Source organism: Caulobacter sp. BE264 (genome assembly GCF_031457805.1).
GTDB lineage: Bacteria > Pseudomonadota > Alphaproteobacteria > Caulobacterales > Caulobacteraceae > Caulobacter.
Genome location: NZ_JAVDXI010000012.1, coordinates 31,386 through 48,597, shown reverse-complemented (window position 1 = coordinate 48,597; position 17,212 = coordinate 31,386). Strand labels below are relative to the sequence as shown.

Annotated in this window: 17 protein-coding genes; 10 read left to right on the top strand and 7 right to left on the bottom strand. The window is 64.2% G+C overall.

Translation table 11 applies throughout. From position 1 onward, the window contains the following. Window positions 1–64: 64 nt before the first annotated feature. Entirely contained in the window at window positions 65–622 is a 558-nt protein-coding gene (locus J2X45_RS19845) for a hypothetical protein (RefSeq protein ID WP_310218364.1), read from the bottom strand. Between the two features lie 230 nt (window positions 623–852). Here J2X45_RS19845 and J2X45_RS19840 point away from each other — a divergent pair, with 230 nt between their 5' ends. The 3 genes from J2X45_RS19840 to J2X45_RS19830 all read left to right on the top strand — a co-directional run bounded on the left by J2X45_RS19840 (window position 853) and on the right by J2X45_RS19830 (window position 3,679). After that, window positions 853–1,365 carry a DUF2141 domain-containing protein gene (locus J2X45_RS19840; RefSeq protein WP_310218362.1) on the top strand — a complete coding sequence of 171 codons (513 nt, stop codon included), beginning with the start codon at window positions 853–855 and terminating at the stop codon, window positions 1,363–1,365. Then, complete coding sequence (locus tag J2X45_RS19835; protein ID WP_310218360.1) at window positions 1,362–2,873, top strand: carotenoid oxygenase family protein; 1,512 nt, start codon at window positions 1,362–1,364, stop codon at window positions 2,871–2,873. Before J2X45_RS19840 ends, J2X45_RS19835 begins: the two co-directional genes overlap by 4 nt. A gap of 203 nt (window positions 2,874–3,076) precedes the next feature. Then, window positions 3,077–3,679 carry a LuxR C-terminal-related transcriptional regulator gene (locus J2X45_RS19830; RefSeq protein WP_310218358.1) on the top strand — a complete coding sequence of 201 codons (603 nt, stop codon included), beginning with the start codon at window positions 3,077–3,079 and terminating at the stop codon, window positions 3,677–3,679. A 60-nt stretch (window positions 3,680–3,739) separates the two neighbouring features. Here the strand turns inward: J2X45_RS19830 and J2X45_RS19825 are convergent, their stop codons facing one another. Together J2X45_RS19825 and J2X45_RS19820 are read right to left on the bottom strand one after the other, a co-directional pair. Continuing rightward, window positions 3,740–4,495, bottom strand: coding sequence for a hypothetical protein (locus J2X45_RS19825; protein WP_310218355.1), 756 nt, complete (start codon window positions 4,493–4,495; stop codon window positions 3,740–3,742). Window positions 4,496–4,653: 158 nt separating this feature from the next. Continuing rightward, window positions 4,654–5,373 carry a hypothetical protein gene (locus J2X45_RS19820; RefSeq protein ID WP_310218353.1) on the bottom strand — a complete coding sequence of 240 codons (720 nt, stop codon included), beginning with the start codon at window positions 5,371–5,373 and terminating at the stop codon, window positions 4,654–4,656. A 421-nt stretch (window positions 5,374–5,794) separates the two neighbouring features. Here J2X45_RS19820 and J2X45_RS19815 point away from each other — a divergent pair, with 421 nt between their 5' ends. After that, the gene (locus J2X45_RS19815; RefSeq protein WP_310218351.1) at window positions 5,795–6,403 is read left to right on the top strand and encodes a hypothetical protein; all 609 of its coding nucleotides are present in this window, start codon (window positions 5,795–5,797) and stop codon (window positions 6,401–6,403) included. 64 nt (window positions 6,404–6,467) lie between these two features. Here the strand turns inward: J2X45_RS19815 and J2X45_RS19810 are convergent, their stop codons facing one another. Further along, window positions 6,468–7,355 (bottom strand): LysR family transcriptional regulator, encoded by an 888-nt coding sequence (locus tag J2X45_RS19810; RefSeq protein ID WP_310218348.1) that lies wholly within the window; start codon window positions 7,353–7,355, stop codon window positions 6,468–6,470. Between the two features lie 74 nt (window positions 7,356–7,429). On the opposite strand from J2X45_RS19810, the gene J2X45_RS19805 reads away from it, so the two are divergent. Continuing rightward, a complete protein-coding gene (locus tag J2X45_RS19805) occupies window positions 7,430–8,113 on the top strand; it encodes a class I SAM-dependent methyltransferase (RefSeq protein WP_310218345.1) in 684 nt (227 codons plus the stop codon). Between the two features lie 212 nt (window positions 8,114–8,325). Beyond that, a complete protein-coding gene (locus tag J2X45_RS19800) occupies window positions 8,326–8,739 on the top strand; it encodes a DUF6326 family protein (RefSeq protein WP_310218343.1) in 414 nt (137 codons plus the stop codon). A 193-nt stretch (window positions 8,740–8,932) separates the two neighbouring features. Here J2X45_RS19800 and J2X45_RS19790 read toward each other — a convergent pair whose 3' ends face one another. After that, entirely contained in the window at window positions 8,933–10,255 is a 1,323-nt protein-coding gene (locus J2X45_RS19790) for an MFS transporter (protein WP_310218342.1), read from the bottom strand. Beyond that, window positions 10,252–10,797: a hypothetical protein gene (locus J2X45_RS19785; protein ID WP_310218340.1), complete on the bottom strand. Its 546-nt coding sequence runs from the start codon at window positions 10,795–10,797 to the stop codon at window positions 10,252–10,254. The genes J2X45_RS19790 and J2X45_RS19785 overlap by 4 nt, the downstream gene beginning before the upstream one ends. Before the next feature lie 131 nt (window positions 10,798–10,928). On the opposite strand from J2X45_RS19785, the gene J2X45_RS19780 reads away from it, so the two are divergent. Beyond that, window positions 10,929–11,828, top strand: coding sequence for a LysR family transcriptional regulator (locus tag J2X45_RS19780; RefSeq protein WP_310218338.1), 900 nt, complete (start codon window positions 10,929–10,931; stop codon window positions 11,826–11,828). Here the strand turns inward: J2X45_RS19780 and J2X45_RS19775 are convergent. Further along, window positions 11,729–12,682, bottom strand: a complete 954-nt coding sequence (locus J2X45_RS19775) for a type II CAAX endopeptidase family protein (protein ID WP_310218336.1) — start codon at window positions 12,680–12,682, stop codon at window positions 11,729–11,731. The genes J2X45_RS19780 and J2X45_RS19775 overlap by 100 nt on opposite strands. A gap of 238 nt (window positions 12,683–12,920) precedes the next feature. Between J2X45_RS19775 and J2X45_RS19770 the strand changes: the two genes are divergently transcribed. The 3 genes from J2X45_RS19770 to J2X45_RS19760 all read left to right on the top strand — a co-directional run bounded on the left by J2X45_RS19770 (window position 12,921) and on the right by J2X45_RS19760 (window position 16,981). Next, window positions 12,921–13,868, top strand: a complete 948-nt coding sequence (locus tag J2X45_RS19770) for an SH3 domain-containing protein (protein ID WP_310218334.1) — start codon at window positions 12,921–12,923, stop codon at window positions 13,866–13,868. Window positions 13,869–14,016: 148 nt separating this feature from the next. Further along, complete coding sequence (locus tag J2X45_RS19765; RefSeq protein WP_310218331.1) at window positions 14,017–16,227, top strand: type I secretion C-terminal target domain-containing protein; 2,211 nt, start codon at window positions 14,017–14,019, stop codon at window positions 16,225–16,227. Between the two features lie 352 nt (window positions 16,228–16,579). After that, window positions 16,580–16,981: a GNAT family N-acetyltransferase gene (locus J2X45_RS19760; RefSeq protein WP_310218329.1), complete on the top strand. Its 402-nt coding sequence runs from the start codon at window positions 16,580–16,582 to the stop codon at window positions 16,979–16,981. Window positions 16,982–17,212: the final 231 nt, after the last annotated feature.

The window sequence follows — 17,212 nt, the reverse complement described above, 5'->3', positions numbered from 1 at the left end:
CACCGCAAGCTCGCCGCCTAACATCAACCCCCAGACGAGGCCCGCTCTCCGCTAATTTACGTCCTCATCTGCGCCAAATGTCCTGACGACGGACAAGCGGCGAGCGCGGGGCTAAGGCCTGTCCAGCGGGCGGGCTGAGAAGCGGATCGGAGGCCTGATCGGACGAGGGCGCCAGGGAGGCGGATGGCTGGTGTTGGGACGCAACGGGGGTGAGCTTGGCGTCGAGCAGGATCAGGACGACCTGGAGGGGGACGCAGAGGATGAGGACGGACGGAAACAGCGACCAGAACGGCAAGAGCTGGGTCCCGTCGTTGATGGCCGGGGCCAAAGCATAGACGATCAGGGTGATCGGCACCGCAGCGGTCACGATCCCGGCCGCAATCCAGAACAGTCTCGGCAGGCCATGCTCGCGCTTCAGCGCCACGGCCAAGCCATCGCAGGCCGCCAGAAGCAGGGCGCCGACCACGCTTGACCAGATCCAGAAGGCGTAGCGCTGCGGCGCGTTGAAGATCGTCGCGGTCTGATAGGGCGCCATCAACGCCAGGATCAGGCCCGCTATAAGGCCGGTCGCGAGCGGTCTGACGAACAGACGCAAGGTTTTGCCGCCCGGCTCGATGGTCATGTGGTGCTGCAAAACGCCCCCTTTGGAGATGTCTTAAAGCAGCCTGTCAGGCAAGCCAACACCAGTCAGACCTGGCTGTCGCGCACCATTGGCGAAGGCGCAAAACCGTTGGCGAAGCGCCAATGGCCGTCCACGAAAACCCGCCTTGGCCAAGCGCAAGACCCGCTCCAGAGGTCCTGGTCGTCGGAGGGCGTCAGATCCTCCCCACCCTCAGGAGCCCGCCTCTTTCCATGCGATTTTCGATCACCTCCAACCCGTTCCCAGGCCTTGCTCTGGCCTGCGCTCTGACCGCTCTGGCGGCCTGCACCCACGCCATGGCCCCCGCAAAGGCGCCGGCCCAGGGCCTGGCTAAGACCGCCGCTAGCGCCCCGGCCAGCGCCTACACCCTGACTCTGCGCGTCGAGGGCGTTCGATCGGCCAAGGGGCAGCTGCGCGCCGAACTTCTGGGCCGCGCCCCCGGCGAGAAGGCTCACAAGCGCGTCACCTTCGGGGTTCAGGACGCCGCGCCCGGGGTCAACCTGATGCGCTTTGAGAACCTTTCGGCCGGCGACTACGCCGTGCAGCTCTATCATGACGAAAACGGCAACGGAAAAGTCGACATGAACGTCCTGGGCGTTCCGCAAGAAGGCTACGGCTTCTCCAACGTGCCGGTGGTCCAGGGCGGCATCCCGCCCTTCGACCGGATGAAGGTCACGCTGGCGGCTGATGCCTCGGCGACCGCCGTTCTGGTGTACCAGCCATGAGCCCGCCGATCAGCCAACCAGACCGGCGCGCCTTTCTGGGCCTGGCCGGGGTCGGGCTTGCGGCGATGGCCGCTGGCTTGCCGATGCCGGCCGCGGCTCGGGCGCAGGACCAAGCCGGGCAATTTGCGGTGGCCCGCCGCCAAGATCCTCGCCTAGTGGCCTTCGATAACGGCCAGGAACGCGATGTGGAACGCGTCCGGATCGAGGGGGTGATCCCCGCGGCGCTGGCGGGTCACTTCCACCGCAACGGTCCAGCTATCTTCGAGCGCGCCGGGGTGCGTTACCATCACTGGTTTGATGGCGATGGCTTTGTGCAGCGCTGGCGGATCCAGAACGGAGCGGTGAGCTACAGGAGCCGCTTCCTACAAACCTCGAAGTTCGCCGTCGAGCAGCCTGCCGGGGCCTTCCTGCTGCCTGTCAGTGGCGGCGGCATCGCCCCGGTCGCGGCCTTTAGCGGTGCCAACAGCGCCAATCCTTCGAACACCAGCATCATCTCGATGGGCGCCGAAAGCTGGGCCCTTTGGGAGGGGGGCAGCCCCATGCGGGTTAATCCCGATACGCTGGAGACCCTGGGTCTTGTCCGCCTCAATAGCGAGGTCGACGGAGCGCCGTTCTCGGCCCACCCGCGGCGCGGCGAGGACGGCCGCCTGTGGAATGTCGGCTCGCTGGGGCCGCGCGCGTTTTTGTGGCGGTTGAGCGCCTCGGGCGCGCTGGAGGCCTTCCGTATCCAGCCCTTGGGCCAGGAAGGCTACTACCACGACTTCCTGCTGACCCAGCGATCGCTCGTCCTTGTTCAGTGCTCCACCGAGGCGCGGGGCGAGCGCTCACTTGAGCGCGGCACATTCGGCGCCACGCGGGGCGTGGCGGGAAAACCGATGCGGGTCCACGTCTTTGACCGCGAGACCTTCGAGCTGGTGCGAGAGGCTGAGCTGCCCAGCGGCTTTGCCTTCCACTTTGGCAATGGCTGGGAGGAGGACGATGGAACCATCCATTTCGACATCGCCCACAGCCTCGACGGGGATCAGTTTCAGGAGTTCTTCAAGCCGATGACGGGGCGGTTCCCGACCTGGCAAGCGGTCTCCCACCGGGTCACTCTGCCGCCCAAGGGCGCGCCGCGGTTCGAACGGCTTCACGCACGTGTGGAGTTTCCCAAGATCAATCCGAACTACGATGCGCGCCGCAACCGCTTCGTCTACGCCACGACCTTCAAAGATGACAAACGCCAGGACTGGTTCGACGCCGTCGTCAAGATCGACGTCGAGCAGGGGCGAAGCCAGATTTTCAACTATGGCGCCGAATGGATGGTCGAAGAGCACGTGTTCGTCCCGCGACCGGGCGCGACGCGTGAAGACGACGGCTGGCTCGTGGGCACGGCATTGAACTGGGTCAAGCAACAGACGGCGCTGACGGTCTTTGACGCGGCCCAGCCTGACAAACCCTTCCTGGCCAGAGCCTGGTTGGACAACGCCATGCCGCTTGGCCTGCACGGCGACTTTAGACGTCTCTAGCGCCTGGGGGCGGGCGGCCTGACCCCACCATCAGCCGTCCGTCCGTGAGCGCCGCCGTCTCGGGGGAGGCGGCGGACAACGTTCAGGCGCCAGGGCGGCCCGCTTAGAACAGCGGGCTGGGCGCGGGGCTGCAAGCCCTGCGCCCGCTTTGGCCCTCGCCTTGACCTGTCCCGTTGTTTCTTTCGCAGATCTGGACGCTTTCCATGGACACCCTTGCGCGCCTTACCGCCGTGCCCGCGCCACGCCCTCTCTGGGCGATGGGCGCGCGTCCTCTGGCGCCAATGAACGGCACGCTGATCCGTCCTGGCTGCGATGCGCAGGCGCTTGTCGGCGCCCAGCGCCAGATCCTGGCCCATACCGCCCCTAGCGCTCCAGCGCACATAGTCGCCGCCCCCGCGCCGGCGGCGAGCGGTGATGCGCCCGCGTCTGGCCCCGTCTTGGCTGGCGGTCTGCGGCTACAGATCACGGTCGAGATCGATCTTGCTGATCTGACCCTGGCGATGGAGACCTTCAAGACGAACCTTCCGGCCAGCGCCCGCCATGAGGCCCGTCCGACTTTGGCTCTCAGTCAGGCCCAAGAGCCTTGCGCGTCCTTGGCCCTGACGGCGCGGCAATGGCAGATCCTGGCGCTGATCGGCGAGGGGCTGAGCAACAAGGCGATCGCACGCCGGCTGGGCTTGTCGCATTTCACGGTCAGGAACCATCTGAGCCAAATCCTGCGCACCATGGGCCTGACGTCCCGTCAGCAGGCGCGGGCGGCGTTCTCAGCCCTGACCCGCGAGGCCTTGCCAGACGCCGCGCGCTGACCCGCCTCGGTGGCGGCTCCATCAGCCTTGGCGTCAAGCGGGCGTGCTGTGCTGGCTGCTTCAGGAGCGGCGGCGTTGGACGCAGTCGCTCAAGTGCTGACGGGCCTTGGTCCCGCTGTGCCACTCCCCCCAGACGAGGGGGAGGTCCTGCAGCATCACCTCGAAATCCTGAACCGGCTCGATGTTGTCGATCAGCGCTGAGGTCGAGGGCACCTTGAACATCAGCATGCCAAGGCGGGGCTCCCAGGGGAGGGGGCCGTGAAAGGCTTGAACGGTCTGAACATGGCCGCCTTGCTTCAAGCTGACCCTCAGGCGCTGGATCTGGTCAACCTTGCGGATCGCGCCGCCAAAAAAGGCCAGATAGCTGCCCGGATGCGCGCCGCCCCAATCCATCAACACCACACCGCCCCGGCGGGTCAGAAAGGTGGCCATGCAGATCTGTTTGGGATCGGCCGGATCCGAGGCCAGGTACTCCCAGTACCCCGCGCTTAGACGCTGATAGACCGGGTCCTTCATCCGCTCGTTCTCAAGCGCGGTTTCCCTCTGGATCGCCACCTCGTTCCAGATTTTGAGCTGTTCAGGATCATAGCGCATCGGCGGCAGACCATCGCGGTATCCGCCGCCCGAGCCCTCATCGGGCGTGTCCTGGCCCTCCATAGGACCCATCGGCGCGCAGCCCAGCCATCCGGCCGCTTCACTGCCGGTCGGATAGAAACCTGGCGGGCAGCGGCCCTCGGCGCGGGCCTGGGGCGTGGCCAGGCACGCCAGGGCCAGCGCCCAAGCAAGGACCCATCCGCTTATTCCAAGGCGTCTCATCGTTTGGGTCCTAAGCTGCGGTCTGAGTGCTGAGCCGAGCGCTGGCAGCCCAGAGTTCGGGCGATCGCCAGCGGCGCGCGCGCGATAGGATGCGCCAGGCGGCCCAGCGGCCCCAAGCGTAAAGATGACCCAGTACAGATTGCACGCGGACCCCGGCTTCAGCCCTCAGGAAGTCCTTCACACGACCCGCCCGGGACCTGCGCAAAGCCGCGCGCGGTGTAGGAGAGCTCAAGACCGCGGTCCTTGGCGATACGATAGGTGACGGCTGGCCCGGTCCCGTCGGTGGCCTCCACCAACCACGCGGCCAGAGGGCCGCTTGGTCCTGTGACGGTTTCGGTTCCGACGACCTTGAGGGCAAAGTGGCCAAAGCCCTTCTCATAGTGCCAGAACGGCAGGCTGATCTGGCTGTCGGCCGCCAGTGGCAGTGCCGCAAACACCAACCCCCAGAGGTTGCCGTCCCAAACCGGTCCATCCAGCGGCGCAGACAGGGGCTGACGGACGTCATCCTTGCTCAGGCGGTAGCCTGTGACCGTATCGCTTCGGTAGGTGACATCGACCATGATCTTGTCGCCGCGCCGGCTCACATAGCGGATCGGCCGCAGATCGGCCGCCTGCAGCACAAACTCATCGCGCACGTCGAAGGCGCCGCCTTGCGCCTGCTGATGGACGATCACCCTGACGGCGGCGCGACCCTGGACCGTCTCACGGCGGACGATCTGCAAGGTTCGTCCCAGAGGGATCATGGTTTCACCCGAGCGCCTTTGCAGCGCATAGCAGGTCCGTCCCTCTTCAAGCCGGGCCCCGAGCGGGTGTGTCGCGCCGCCCTGAGCGAGCGCCTGTAGCATGAGGGCCGCCAAGGCGGACATAGTCGTGATCATCGCGTGCTCCGGTTGCAACGGCGGGGGCGTGAGCTTGCATGTCCCCCTTGCTGTTCAAGGTGGGCGAAGCCTCCGGCGGCGCGCGGCGCCTGCCTAGCGGCGCAGATGCACCGGGTCACCTTGGCTGCGGCGTCAAGGATCGATCGGGATTAAGCCGATTGCGTCTTTTTGGCTTGGCCTGTCGATGCCGCATCCACCTTACCGCTCCTTAAGTCCGCCACCATCGCGGTTGGCGCGCGCCGTCGCGCATTGCCGCACAGTCGTGGGCGATCGCGCCGGGCTCATCATCGCAGTTCTGGCCTTGGCCCTGGCGAGCGCTGCGGTGGGACGTGGCGTGCTGACCGGGCGTGGGGATCCGTGGCCACCGGGGGCAGAGCCAGGACTAGAGCCAAGGCTGGCGGCGGCCGAAGGATCGGCAGGGGTGGCCAAGCCAAGCCTGGCGCGACTGGACCCGCACGCGGCCTTGGCCCTGGTTTTACGCGCGGACCCCAAGCTCGCCACAGAGGCGGGCGAGGCCTTGGCCTTTGAGGCCAAGACCGTCCTGAGGCTTGAGAGTGACGCGGTGCTGATCGCGGCGTCAAAGGCCAGAGCGCCCGCCTCAACGGTCCCGGGCGCGCTGGGGATCTTCTATCTTCGCGCCACGGCGGCGGGACCCGAGGTCGCCGGCGCCTGGCCACGCGCGGCGATCGGCGCGCCAAACGCAGCCGCGCCGGGGTTTGGCGTCACCAACGCGTTTGGCCAATGGCCGGTTGTCGTCGCGCGCAGCCAGGAGGCGCGCTCTGGGGTGGTCTGTGAGCGCACCCAGCTCATCGAGCTTCGGCCAACGGGCCCGGTGGTCTCCGCGCCGTTCGTCTCTGGCTTTGACGCGCGCGAGGCTGAGGGGGCTGCGGGGCGGTTCTGGGTCGGGCGCTTGCGCGATGTCGGATTTGGAAGCGGCTTCACGCTCGACACCGGCCAGGCCAAGATCCGCTTTCATCGCGTCCAGGGGCGCTATGCGCCCGCCAAAGGCGTCAAGCCGCCACACTGCTAGGCCCCCCCGCGGCCAATATCTCGCAGCGCTGGCTAGGCGGTCCCATTCTGCAGGCGCTCGGCGGTTAGGTCCGAGCAAGCTCTTGGGCCATGATCGCCTGGACCAGGCGGATGCTGGGGCGCGATTGCAGTTCCTGATGGGTGACAAGCCAGACCGGCACAGGGATGGGTTTAAGGTTAGGCAACAGGCGCACGACGCCGGGCGTCTGCTCGCCCACCTCGCGCATCATAACCCCGACGCCCATCCCGCGCTTGACCATTTCCCAGACCACGACCGCCGACTCCGAAACGATCCGGAAATCCTCCGGTGAAATCGGAACGCCCAGATCGCGCAAGACGCTGGTGAAGAGCGGATCGTCAAAGCCCATCAGTTCTGCGGTGGCCAGATCGGCTGGCGATTGCGGCTCGCCATGGCGCGCGATCCAGTCCCTGGACGCAAAGAAGCCGGCCTGGACGTCACGGATATGCTGAGCGACGAGCCCTGGACGATCGGGGCGGACATGGCGCACGGCGATGTCGGCTTCACCCCGATGCAGATCGCTGATGGCGTTGGAGGCGGCGATGACCACGGTGATCTGGGGCGCTTCAGCGCGAATGCGAGCCACGATCTGAGGCAGCACATAGGTCGCGGTGACATCTGTCGCCGAGATGCAAACCCGCCCGCCGATGTCCTGAGCGCGCCCGCTGGCCGCCAGGGCTAGGTTGTCGGCCGCATCGCCCATGATCTGGATGTGATCGAGCAGCGCCGAACCGGTCGGGGTCAGCAGCAGCTTGCGACCGCGCCGTTCAAAAAGCCCCACCCCGAGCTCAGCCTCCAGAGCCAGAACCTGGCGCGACAGGGTCGGTTGGGTGAGACCCAATCGGCGCGCCGCAGCCGATAACGATCCGTCCATGGCGGTCGCGTGAAAGGCGCGGATATGGTTCCAGTCCATCGGCTTCATGCAAATATGCATATCATAGCTTCATATTTGCGCAATTTACCTGAATTTTGCATGTGATATGCGCCGGGTGTCAGGAGCAGTTGACCATGCACAAAGCCAGCGACGCGCGGTTCTGGAATCGGATCGCCCGCAAATACGCCAAGGATGTCATCGCCGATCAGGGGGGCTATGAGCGCACGCTGGATTTCACGCGGGCGCTCTTGGGGCCTGAGGATAGGGTGCTGGAACTGGGGTGCGGAACGGGCAGTACGGCGCTGCGCTTGGCTGGCGGGGTCAAGCGTTACCTGGCGACCGACCTGTCGGCGGCCATGATCCAGATCGCCCGGGAAAAGCAGGCTTTGGAGACGCTGCCCAGTCTTTCGTTCCAGATCGCCACCGCAGAGTCGCCGATGCTGGCCCTGGGGGGGTACGACGCGGTCCTGGGCTTCAACTATCTCCACATGGTCCGCGATGTACCGGTGACACTGTGGCGTATTCACAATCTGCTGGTTGCAGGGGGATTGTTCGTCTCCAAGACGCCATGTCTAGGCGACATGACCCCGCTGCTCAGTAGGGTTCTGCTGCCGGGCATGCGCGCCATCGGCAAGGCCCCCTATGTCAGTGTTCTCAAGGAAGCCGATCTTTGCGCCCTGGTCACCGCCGCCGGCTTTGAAATCCTGGCGGTCGAAGATCACGCCACGCGGGGCAAGGGTCACCGACCTTGTATTGTGGCGCGCAAGTCCGCAGCGGCTCAGGCCAGCCCATCCCCGGCGATCTATCTGGACGCCTGACGTTGAGGCTTGGGTCTTGCGAAGGCCCCAGGCTCCCGGGCTCAAGCCCTACACGCCCGGAGACGGCCAGTCTTGAGGGCGGCGATCACCCGGACGGCTTGTCGCGTGCGGCGTTGGGCGTCGCCGGCGCGCGCCCGATCCTTCTCCCGATCCTTCTAAAGCCCCTATGAGAGCGGACCCCAACTATGCGGCCAAGAAAGCAAACGCCAACCGTGCTTGAAGACGTGCGTGTGAACCCCAAGCTGAAAATTGCAGCGCTGTGGACGGGGTTCATGTTTCTATACATCTACGTCGACTATTTTCACCTTTACATGCCCGGCGCGCTGGATGAGATCTTGCAGGGGCAGGTGTTTCTGTTCGACATCAATCAGGCGTTTGTCTTTACGGGGCTCGCTTCGGTGACTTTGCCCGCGCTAATGATCTTTTTATCGGTCGCACTCCCTGCGGAACTCAACCGGTGGGTCAATATGATCATCGCGGCGGTCTATATTCCCTACAGCCTGTTCAATCTGCTGGGCGTGGCTTGGGTCCATATGTACTTCGCCGCCGCGATCGAGGTGGTCATGCTGCTGCTGATCATCCGCAGCGCCTGGACCTGGCCGCGCCGAGCGGTTGTGGCGGGGTAGGGCGCTGTCGGATCAGCCGCGCCAAGTTGAAATGAGTCAATACTTGGCCGTTTCAGGCCGTGGCCTTCGCCCAAGCCGCATGTGCCTGAGCGCGGAAGCGGCGAAGGTCGGCTCGACTGATCAGATGTCGCTGGGGGCAGGACGTGTTGTGGACGGCGGCGTGGGCGGACAGGCAGCGCTGAGCTGATGATGGCTAGCGATGGCGGGTGCTGAGTAGGCCCGCCGTAAGGGTCAGCAGAGCGCCGATCACCAGGCCCACGCGCGGAGCTGTGTCCAGGGGCAACGCGCCGAAGAGTAGCGTCATGACGATGACCCCGGTCGTCTGGCCGGTCAGTCGCGCCATCGCCTGCAGGCCGCCCGCCGCGCCGGTGCGCTCAACAGGGGCCGACAGAAACATGCTGCGGTTATTGGTCACCTGGAAGAGGCCAAATCCAAGACCGCACAGCATGACGATGGGCATGAGCGTCATCGGCGCCTGGGCCAATGGCCAGGCCGAGGCCGCAAAGAGCCCGGCTGAGAGCAATGCGCAGCCGGTCGCGCACAACATGGCCGTCGTGGAGGGTCTAGCCATCCTCCCGGCCAGACTCGCCGCTACGGCGGCCATCAGGGGCCAGGGCGTGATATAGAGTCCGGCTTCCAAAGGACTAAGGCCCAGACTGTGCTGGAGATAGAACGGTAAGGCGACAAGGCCAGCGCCATGTCCGACAAAGCAACATATTGACGCGGTGGCGGACCGGCGGAATGAAGACCTGGCCAGCAAGTCCAACGGCAGGAGCGGAGCGTCATGCTGGGCGTCACGACGGGCGAGCACCGTCAGGCTGATCGTCCCGCAGGTCATAACGATCAGGGCGAGGATTGGGGCGCTCGCCAGCGTCTCGGCGCCAAGGATCAAAAGCCCAAAGCCGCCCATGTTCAGGGCCACGCTGACCCCATCCAGGCGGCGGAGCGATCCGTCTGCATGTGGAAGGGCTCTGGCCGCGCCTAACACAAATAGGCCCAGCGGCAGGTTGATGGCGAAGAGCCAGGGCCAGCTCGCCCACGACAGGACAAGCGCGCCGACCGTCGGGCCGGCCGCCGAGGTTAGTGCGACCACAAGCGCGTTCCAACCGATGGCGACGCCCAGTCTGTGCGCGGGGATCACCGTGCGCAGCAGCGCCACGCCCAGTGACATCGCCGCAGCCGCGCCAAGGCCCTGGACGAAGCGCGCCGTGATCAGCCAGGTCAGGTTCGGCGCGCTCGCGCAGAGGGCCGATGCGGCTGTGAAAAGCGTCACGCCGGCCATGAAGATCCGGCGATGGCCAAGGCTCTCGCCCAGAGCTCCGCAGGGCAGCAGCGCCATGACCAGACCCGCTTGATAGGCCGTCACAACGAGGACGGCCGATGCGGCCGAGACGCGCAGGTCGCAGGCCAAGGTTGGCAGGGCGACGTTGACGATCGAGGCGTCCAGCACCACGAGCATCAACGCCGTCAGGACCGAGGCGATCGCCAAGCTTTGCGCGCGTCTGCTCCGGGTCATCGCGGGGCGACCCGGAACACCCCGTCCTCCTCGACATAGCGGGTGATCTGGCCTTCCTGCTTGTCCTCCTGCAAAAGGTCACGCTCGGTGAAGCGGAACAACAGGGCAGGTCCGGCTTTGCAGTGCGTATCGTGGATGTCACCCGGCAGGTAAGCTAGGGCCATGCCTGGGCGGACCAGGGTGGCGTCACGCTTGACGAGGCGCGCCTTTCCGTCCGGACCAAGATGCTGCGCATAACCGCCCATCTCGGATACGCCGCTTTGGACGCCGTAGAGCACCCAGCTGCGGCCATGATCGTGGGGGCGCCGATAAAGACCTTCCTCTTCGGTGTGGGCCAGGAGCACGAACCCATGGTCGGGATCGCTGTAGAGTTCTTGGCTCGCCGGCTGTTCGTTGAGCAGCGACGCGAGCCAGTCTTCTGTCGGCGGGGCTTGAAGAAGGGTGCGTAGGTGACCACGACAGTCTGCGATCAGTTGGCTTGAGAGCGGCCCCCAACTGGCCCTGACTTCGGCGATGAAGGTCTCGAGCGCGTTTCTAGACATCGGCTATCCTTCCGTGCGGGTGAGAAGCGTCCGAAGAAGGCTAGCGATCGTCAAAACATGGCGGAACGCGCACGGTTTTCAAAAAATCATTGCGTTTGACGCCTTATGTCAGAGCGCGTGATAGTCGCCGCATGCAGATCCCAGACCTCAACCTGCTCGTGACGCTGGATGTGCTGCTCGCCGAGGGCAGCGTCACGCGCGCCGCCAAGCGCCTGCAACTCAGCCCTTCGGCCATGAGTCGAGCGCTGGCGCGGCTTCGCGACGTGACCGGCGACCCGCTATTGGTCCGGGCCGGCCGGGAGCTGGTCGCAACCCCCAGGGCTATAGCGCTTCGCGAGCCGGTCGCCCGGTTGGTCCAGGACGCCCTGGCGGTGTTGCGGCCGCTGGAAGCCCTCGATCTTGGGCAGGTGCGCCGCGTTTTTACCCTGCGCACGAGCGAGGGCTTCGTGGAGACCTTTGGTCCGGCCTTGATCGACAGGCTGGCCCTCGACGCGCCGGGCGTCCAATTGCGCTTCGTGCAGAAGCCGGACAAGGACAGCAAGCCGTTGCGTGACGGCGCGATCGACCTAGAGACGGGCGTCCTGGACGGTGACACCGGGCCGGAGCTTCGAACTCAGGGACTGTTCCGAGATCGTTATGTCGGCGTAGTGCGCCAAGGGCATGCGCTGGCGACGGGGGCGATGACGCCGGCGCGCTATGGGGCCGAGCGCCACGTGGCGGTGGCGCGCGACGCGCTCGCCAAGGGCCTGATCGATGAGGCCCTCGCAAAACACGGCGTTATACGCGAGGTGGCCACGATCGTGGGTGGCTTTGCTACGGCGATTTGGCTAGCGCGCTCGTCTGGACTGGTCGCCACCGTGCCCGAACGCCATACCCGAGGACTGCGCGAAGGGCTAGTCAGCTTCGAGCTTCCCATCTTGGTCCCCTCCTTTCAGGTGTCGCTCCTCTGGCACCCTCGGATGGAGTCCGACCCGGCGCATCGCTGGTTACGCGGGCGGCTGCGCGAGATCTGCGCCGATCCGACGATATAGTCTCTCTTGCCGTCAGCCACGTTTGAGGGGCGCAGAAAGTGCGCGAGGCCGGCCAGTAGCGCCAAGAGGGTGAGGAGGCCAGGAAGGCTGGCCTCAAGGCCAAAGGCGCCGCCGGTGAGCCAAGTTGGCGCGTCGCTGAAGCGGGGAATCAGAAGGCTTGGCTCGCTCTGACCACTGACGCCAAAGCCCAGGATCACGCCCTGCGTCACATTAGCCATGAAATGTAAGCCGATCGGCAGGGCCAGGCTTTGCGTGCGCACAAAGGCCAATCCGAAAAGCACCGACGCCAGGAAGATGTTGCTCGCCGCCCAGAGCTTGGTTGCGCCTTCCATGCCCGGATTGTTGAGATGGGTGAGCACAAAGAGCAGGGCGGTCAGCGCCTGGGCTGGCCAAACGCCAAGTCCATCTATGAGGCGTTGGAAAAGCACGCCGCGAAATAGCAGCTCTTCAGCCATCGCCACGGCCAGCATGAGCGCGATCGTGTTGGCAAGCCGTTGCGGCGTGGCGGGGGCAAGTTCGAACCTTAAGAGGCCGGCGGCCGCGAGGCCAAGCGCCGGTAGCGCCATCAGCAAGCCGCCCAACAACACACCGATCGCCAGACACACGATCCAGCGCCTGTCCATCGCGCCGGTGACCTCGACTAGGGGCCTTCGGCGCAGTGTCTGGATGATGATGGTGGCCACCGCGATCAGCCCAAGCTGTTCCCAGAGGCTCACCTCGCGATTGAAATGCGCCGCAACAAGGATGGCCGGAAACAGAAGCGCTGCAAGAACAAGGAAGAAGGCGGCTAGCCACCAGCCGTTCCGCAACCTGCCTTGGCGGTTGACGAACGCAAGGCTGATCCAGGGTGGCATGGCGGGCTCCGTCCGTGACTGAGCGTTCGTACGATCAGGTGGTCGCACTCTAGGCGAGCGCCAGGCGCAGAAAAGGCTCCCAAGGGCAATACATCTTTGCGCGTCGCGCCTGACCACGCCTGGCAGGCGCGATGCACCGGTACGCCGGGCCGTGCGCCTATCGATCGCGCCTTCGCTAAAGTGCTGGCGGGCCCCGGAAGCGCAGGGGTCAATCCAAGTTACCGGGAATGCCACTGTGATGAACAATTGCCGCAACGGTCTTGCCGTCGGTTTGGCGCTCACGATGTTCCTGCCCGCCGCCGCCTTCGCCCAGGCTAAGGCCAGCAAAGGGCAGAGCTTGCAACAGCAAGCCTCGGCCGAGACGCCGCGTTGCGCGCGCAAGCTTGGGACGCTGTCGATCGTCGACGGCGATGATCCAAGCGGCTGGACGCAATACAATCTCGCCTCGCCGCAGAAGGTCCTACGCGCCATCGTCCAGCGCTCTGATTGCTTCAGTCTCGTCGACCGGGGCGCGGGTCTTGGCGCGGCCGAGAAGGAGCGCGCGCTCAGTGGAGCCCTTGGGCTTCAACGGGGCGCCAATGTGGGCAAGGGGCAGGTCAAGGCCGCCGACTACGTGCTGGTGGCGGAGGTCCAGGGCAGCAACAGCAATGTCGGCGGCAATGCTGTGGCCGGCGCGCTGGGCGGGCTCATCGGGGGGCGCGCCGGCGCGCTGGTCGGTGGCCTTAAAACCAAAAAGCTTGAAGCCAACACCGTGTTGTCTTTGACCAATGTGCGAACCACCGAGACGATGGCTGTCGCTGAAGGCTATGCGGTCAAGAACGATATCAGCTGGGGTGTTGGCGGCCGTCTAGACTTCGCCGGCGCTGTGGGCGGCGGCTACGAAGACACCGATATCGGGCGCATCATCACCCTGTCCTTCATCAACGCCTACGCCAAGATGATCGGAGACCTTGGGCTTGTGGCTGAGGGCGGGGCGGCAGCGGCCGCGCCCGCAAAGTCTTTCACCGCTCAGCGTCCTGTCGCGCTTCGCGCAACGCCCGTGGCGAGCGGCAAACTGGTTCGCACCCTTCCCGCCGGAGCGATCGTCTTTCCCACAGGCAAGAAGCAGGAGCTTTGGTGGGAAGTCTCCGATGAAAACGACAATGTCGGCTGGGTTCTGAACACGGGCTTAGCCCCGAGCCGCTAGAGCCCTGACCCCGCAAGATTTCGGACCCACCCCGAACCTACGGGGGCGTCGGGCTGAAAAATCAACCTTAAATAGTTAATCGCAACCTCTTCGCGCTCGATAGGGCGTGGCGTTGGGCGCGGCGCTTTCCAGCCACAAGGGAAAAATCATGGCCACGATCAATGGGACAAGCAGCTCCAACACGCTTGCCGGCACGTCGGCTGACGACTTCATCAATGGCCTTGGGGGCAATGACCAACTGACGGGGGGCGGGGGTAACGACGTCTTCCTTTACCTCGCGCGCGCCTTCGACAAGGACATCATTACTGACTTTTCTCCGGGAGATCGCATCGACCTCTCGGGACTAAACATCGCCAACTTCTCCCAGATTCAACAATTTATCACTCAAATTGGGCCGGATACGGTCATCGCATTCAAGTATTTTAGCGACATCGAATCGATAACACTTCAAAACGTTCAGGCGTCTTCTCTTTCGGCGGCGTCCTTTATTTTCAATACATCGACCACTGGCCTTGCGGTCACCGGCACCACCGGATCCGACGTTCTCTTTGGAGGACTCGGCTCGGACCGCATAAGCGGCGGCTACGGTAACGACACGCTTTCAGCGGGCGCTGGAAATGACTTCCTGACCGGCGACAGAGACGATGATCTTCTGATTGGCGGTCAAGGCGCGGACACGTTCCAATACGTTGATCGTCGCTTTGACCAAGATACGATCGCAGACTTCTCCGCTGCGGAGGGCGATCGCATCGATCTTTCTGCATTGAACATCGCAGACTTTTCCCAACTTCAGAGGTTCATAACTCAAGTTGGGGCCGATACGGTCGTTACGCTCAACTATTTTAGCAATGTTGAGTCTATAAAAATTCAAAATATGCAGGTCTCGTCGCTTACGGCGTCCGCCTTCATATTCAACACGTCCGCCGCCAACCTCACGGTGAGCGGCACGACGGGAGCCGACGTCCTGTTTGGCGGGATCGGTTCAGACCGTGTCGATGGCGGGATCGGCAACGACACCCTATCCGCCGGCGCGGGCAATGACTTTCTGACCGGGAGCGGCGGCAACGACCTGCTGATTGGGGGGCGAGGCGCCGACACGTTCCAGTACATTGATCGGCGCTTTGACCGAGATACGATCGCTGACTTCTCCGTCTCGGAGGGAGATCGAATTGATTTTTCGGCGCTGAATATCGCCGAGTTTTCTCAATTGCAGCGTTTTATCACCCAGGTCGGACCGGATACGGTCATCACCTTGAGCTATTTTACAGATGCTGAGTCTATAACGATTCAAAATTTCCAGGCGTCGTCTTTGACGGGGTCGGCGTTTATTTTAAACACGTCAACCTCTGGCCTGACTGTAAATGGCAGCACCGGTTCCGACGTTCTATTCGGCGGTCTCGGCTCCGACCGAGTCAATGGCGGGAGCGGCAACGACACCCTTTCCGCAGGCGCGGGCAATGACTTCCTGACCGGGGGCGGCGGCAACGATCTCTTGATCGGTGGCTCTGGCGTCGACACCGCGATCTTTTCCGGTCGGATGTCGGATTACGTTATCACGCAAGTCAATGACGGAACGGGGAACTGGCAGGTTAGGGACATTCGGTCGGGATCCCCTGACGACACGGACACGCTCTCGAGCGTCGAGCTTTTCCAGTTTAGTGATCAGACGTTTCTCACGCCCGTCGGGGCGCTGGCCGCCGGTGTCGTGGACGCCTTCCAGAATGTGCTCCGAAGCGACCCTTCGGCTTTGACGAACGCCGCGTTGGTGACGTCCTTGGCGGGACTGTCGAGCAGCGGGGCTTCCAACGCCATTATTGTCGCCGCGCGCGCGACCACCTCGGTCGCGACGCTGGCCTATCAGTTCTTCACCGGACAAATCCCCAGCCAGGGCGGCGTCGACTATCTGGTCTCGCCAACAGGTCCCAACGGGAACAACCTGAACTCCGCCTACTACCAGAGCTTCAACCTGGAAAACCGCTACATCAATTTCGCGGTGAATCTGGGCAAGCTTGGTGAGGGTAAGGAGGCGTTCTTGGCCAAGTACGGCGCGCTGTCGCTGTTTGACGCCACCCGCGAAGCCTACAAGACCATTTTCGGCTCGACACCGACGGACACCAAGATCCACGCCCTCATCGATACCCGCGCCAACTATTTCGCCTCCTATGGGGGCGATGGCGCAAACGGCCAGGGAACTAAGGCGGCGATGGTCGGCTGGCTGCTGGCTGAGGCGGCGAAGGCCGATGTGGGCATGTACGCCAAGTCCAATGATGCTTTTCTGGCGGACCTTGCGGACGGAGCGGCCTTCGCGATCGATTTGATCGGTGTCTACGGTAAGGCCGAATACGCGTTTATCGGCTGATCCAACGGCGTGAAGACCTTAAGCATCGTGGGCGAAGGTGAGCGCCGATCGTCTTTGAACACGATGCGACGGCGCCAAGCTAGAGCCCACGGCGTGAGTGTGATCGCGCGCCGTTGGCTCTAGGGCATCGTGGGCCCGCGCGGCAGGGCGCGCTTTGATGGCGTTGAAGGCGAGGTCTTGTACCTGCCTTTGGGACGAGCGCTGTTCCTGATCGTTTGAACGATCGGCGGCCAAGCCCAGACCCCCCCCTGTCGTCGCCGACAAAACGGTTGATAGCGCCGAAAATGGGGGCTGATCACTTGGACTTAGCGATTTGACACAGATTGAGCTTCGGCCCGTCACCAGAGAGACCGTGCGCGCGGTCTGCGCCCTGTCGGTTCGAGACGACCAAAGGGCCTATGTCGCGGCCAACGCGCTTTCAATGGCGCAGGCGCATTTTGAGCCCACGGCGGTCTTCCATGCGATCCATCGCGGTGAAGACCCCGTGGGCTTTATCCAATGGCGAAACGCCGACGCCCCCGGCGTGGCGGACCTTTGGCGTTTCATGATCGACCAGGCCCATCAGTCGTCGGGCTTGGGCGGCCAGGCGCTGAGGTTGGCGCTGGCCAAGATGACATCTAGCGGCTTTACCGCGGTGGAGACCAGCGTGGTTCTGGGACCGGTAAGCCCGCTCAAGTTCTATCTTTCCCAAGGCTTTGTTCAAGCCCATCAGACGACGCCCTGTGGCGAGTGGCTGCTGACCCGCCGACTATGAGGCGATCATCGATTGACGCTCCTGCGGGGGTTGTTCGCGGTGTTCCCAGCGCGCCCGGGGCGCAACAGACCGCAACGAGGCCAATATCTCGCTACTAGAGGTAGCTCGCCTTCAGAAGATGGACGTCCAAGTTCCTGACGGCAAGCCAGTGTCCGATGATGGCGCTGGGCGGACGCGCTCGCGGGCGCTAAATGGCCATCGCCCCAAGCCTCGGCGCGGCGAGGCCTGGGG

Bases quoted from the DNA above. Each gene is read 5' to 3' on its own strand.
- J2X45_RS19845 (WP_310218364.1), bottom strand. From the start codon at position 622: ATGACCATCGAGCCGGGCGGCAAAACCTTGCGTCTGTTCGTCAGACCG.
- J2X45_RS19840 (WP_310218362.1), top strand. From the start codon at position 853: ATGCGATTTTCGATCACCTCCAACCCGTTCCCAGGCCTTGCTCTGGCC.
- J2X45_RS19835 (WP_310218360.1), top strand. From the start codon at position 1,362: ATGAGCCCGCCGATCAGCCAACCAGACCGGCGCGCCTTTCTGGGCCTG.
- J2X45_RS19830 (WP_310218358.1), top strand. From the start codon at position 3,077: ATGGACACCCTTGCGCGCCTTACCGCCGTGCCCGCGCCACGCCCTCTC.
- J2X45_RS19825 (WP_310218355.1), bottom strand. From the start codon at position 4,495: ATGAGACGCCTTGGAATAAGCGGATGGGTCCTTGCTTGGGCGCTGGCC.
- J2X45_RS19820 (WP_310218353.1), bottom strand. From the start codon at position 5,373: ATGATCACGACTATGTCCGCCTTGGCGGCCCTCATGCTACAGGCGCTC.
- J2X45_RS19810 (WP_310218348.1), bottom strand. From the start codon at position 7,355: ATGCATATTTGCATGAAGCCGATGGACTGGAACCATATCCGCGCCTTT.
- J2X45_RS19805 (WP_310218345.1), top strand. From the start codon at position 7,430: ATGCACAAAGCCAGCGACGCGCGGTTCTGGAATCGGATCGCCCGCAAA.
- J2X45_RS19790 (WP_310218342.1), bottom strand. From the start codon at position 10,255: ATGACCCGGAGCAGACGCGCGCAAAGCTTGGCGATCGCCTCGGTCCTG.
- J2X45_RS19785 (WP_310218340.1), bottom strand. From the start codon at position 10,797: ATGTCTAGAAACGCGCTCGAGACCTTCATCGCCGAAGTCAGGGCCAGT.
- J2X45_RS19780 (WP_310218338.1), top strand. From the start codon at position 10,929: ATGCAGATCCCAGACCTCAACCTGCTCGTGACGCTGGATGTGCTGCTC.
- J2X45_RS19775 (WP_310218336.1), bottom strand. From the start codon at position 12,682: ATGCCACCCTGGATCAGCCTTGCGTTCGTCAACCGCCAAGGCAGGTTG.
- J2X45_RS19770 (WP_310218334.1), top strand. From the start codon at position 12,921: ATGAACAATTGCCGCAACGGTCTTGCCGTCGGTTTGGCGCTCACGATG.
- J2X45_RS19765 (WP_310218331.1), top strand. From the start codon at position 14,017: ATGGCCACGATCAATGGGACAAGCAGCTCCAACACGCTTGCCGGCACG.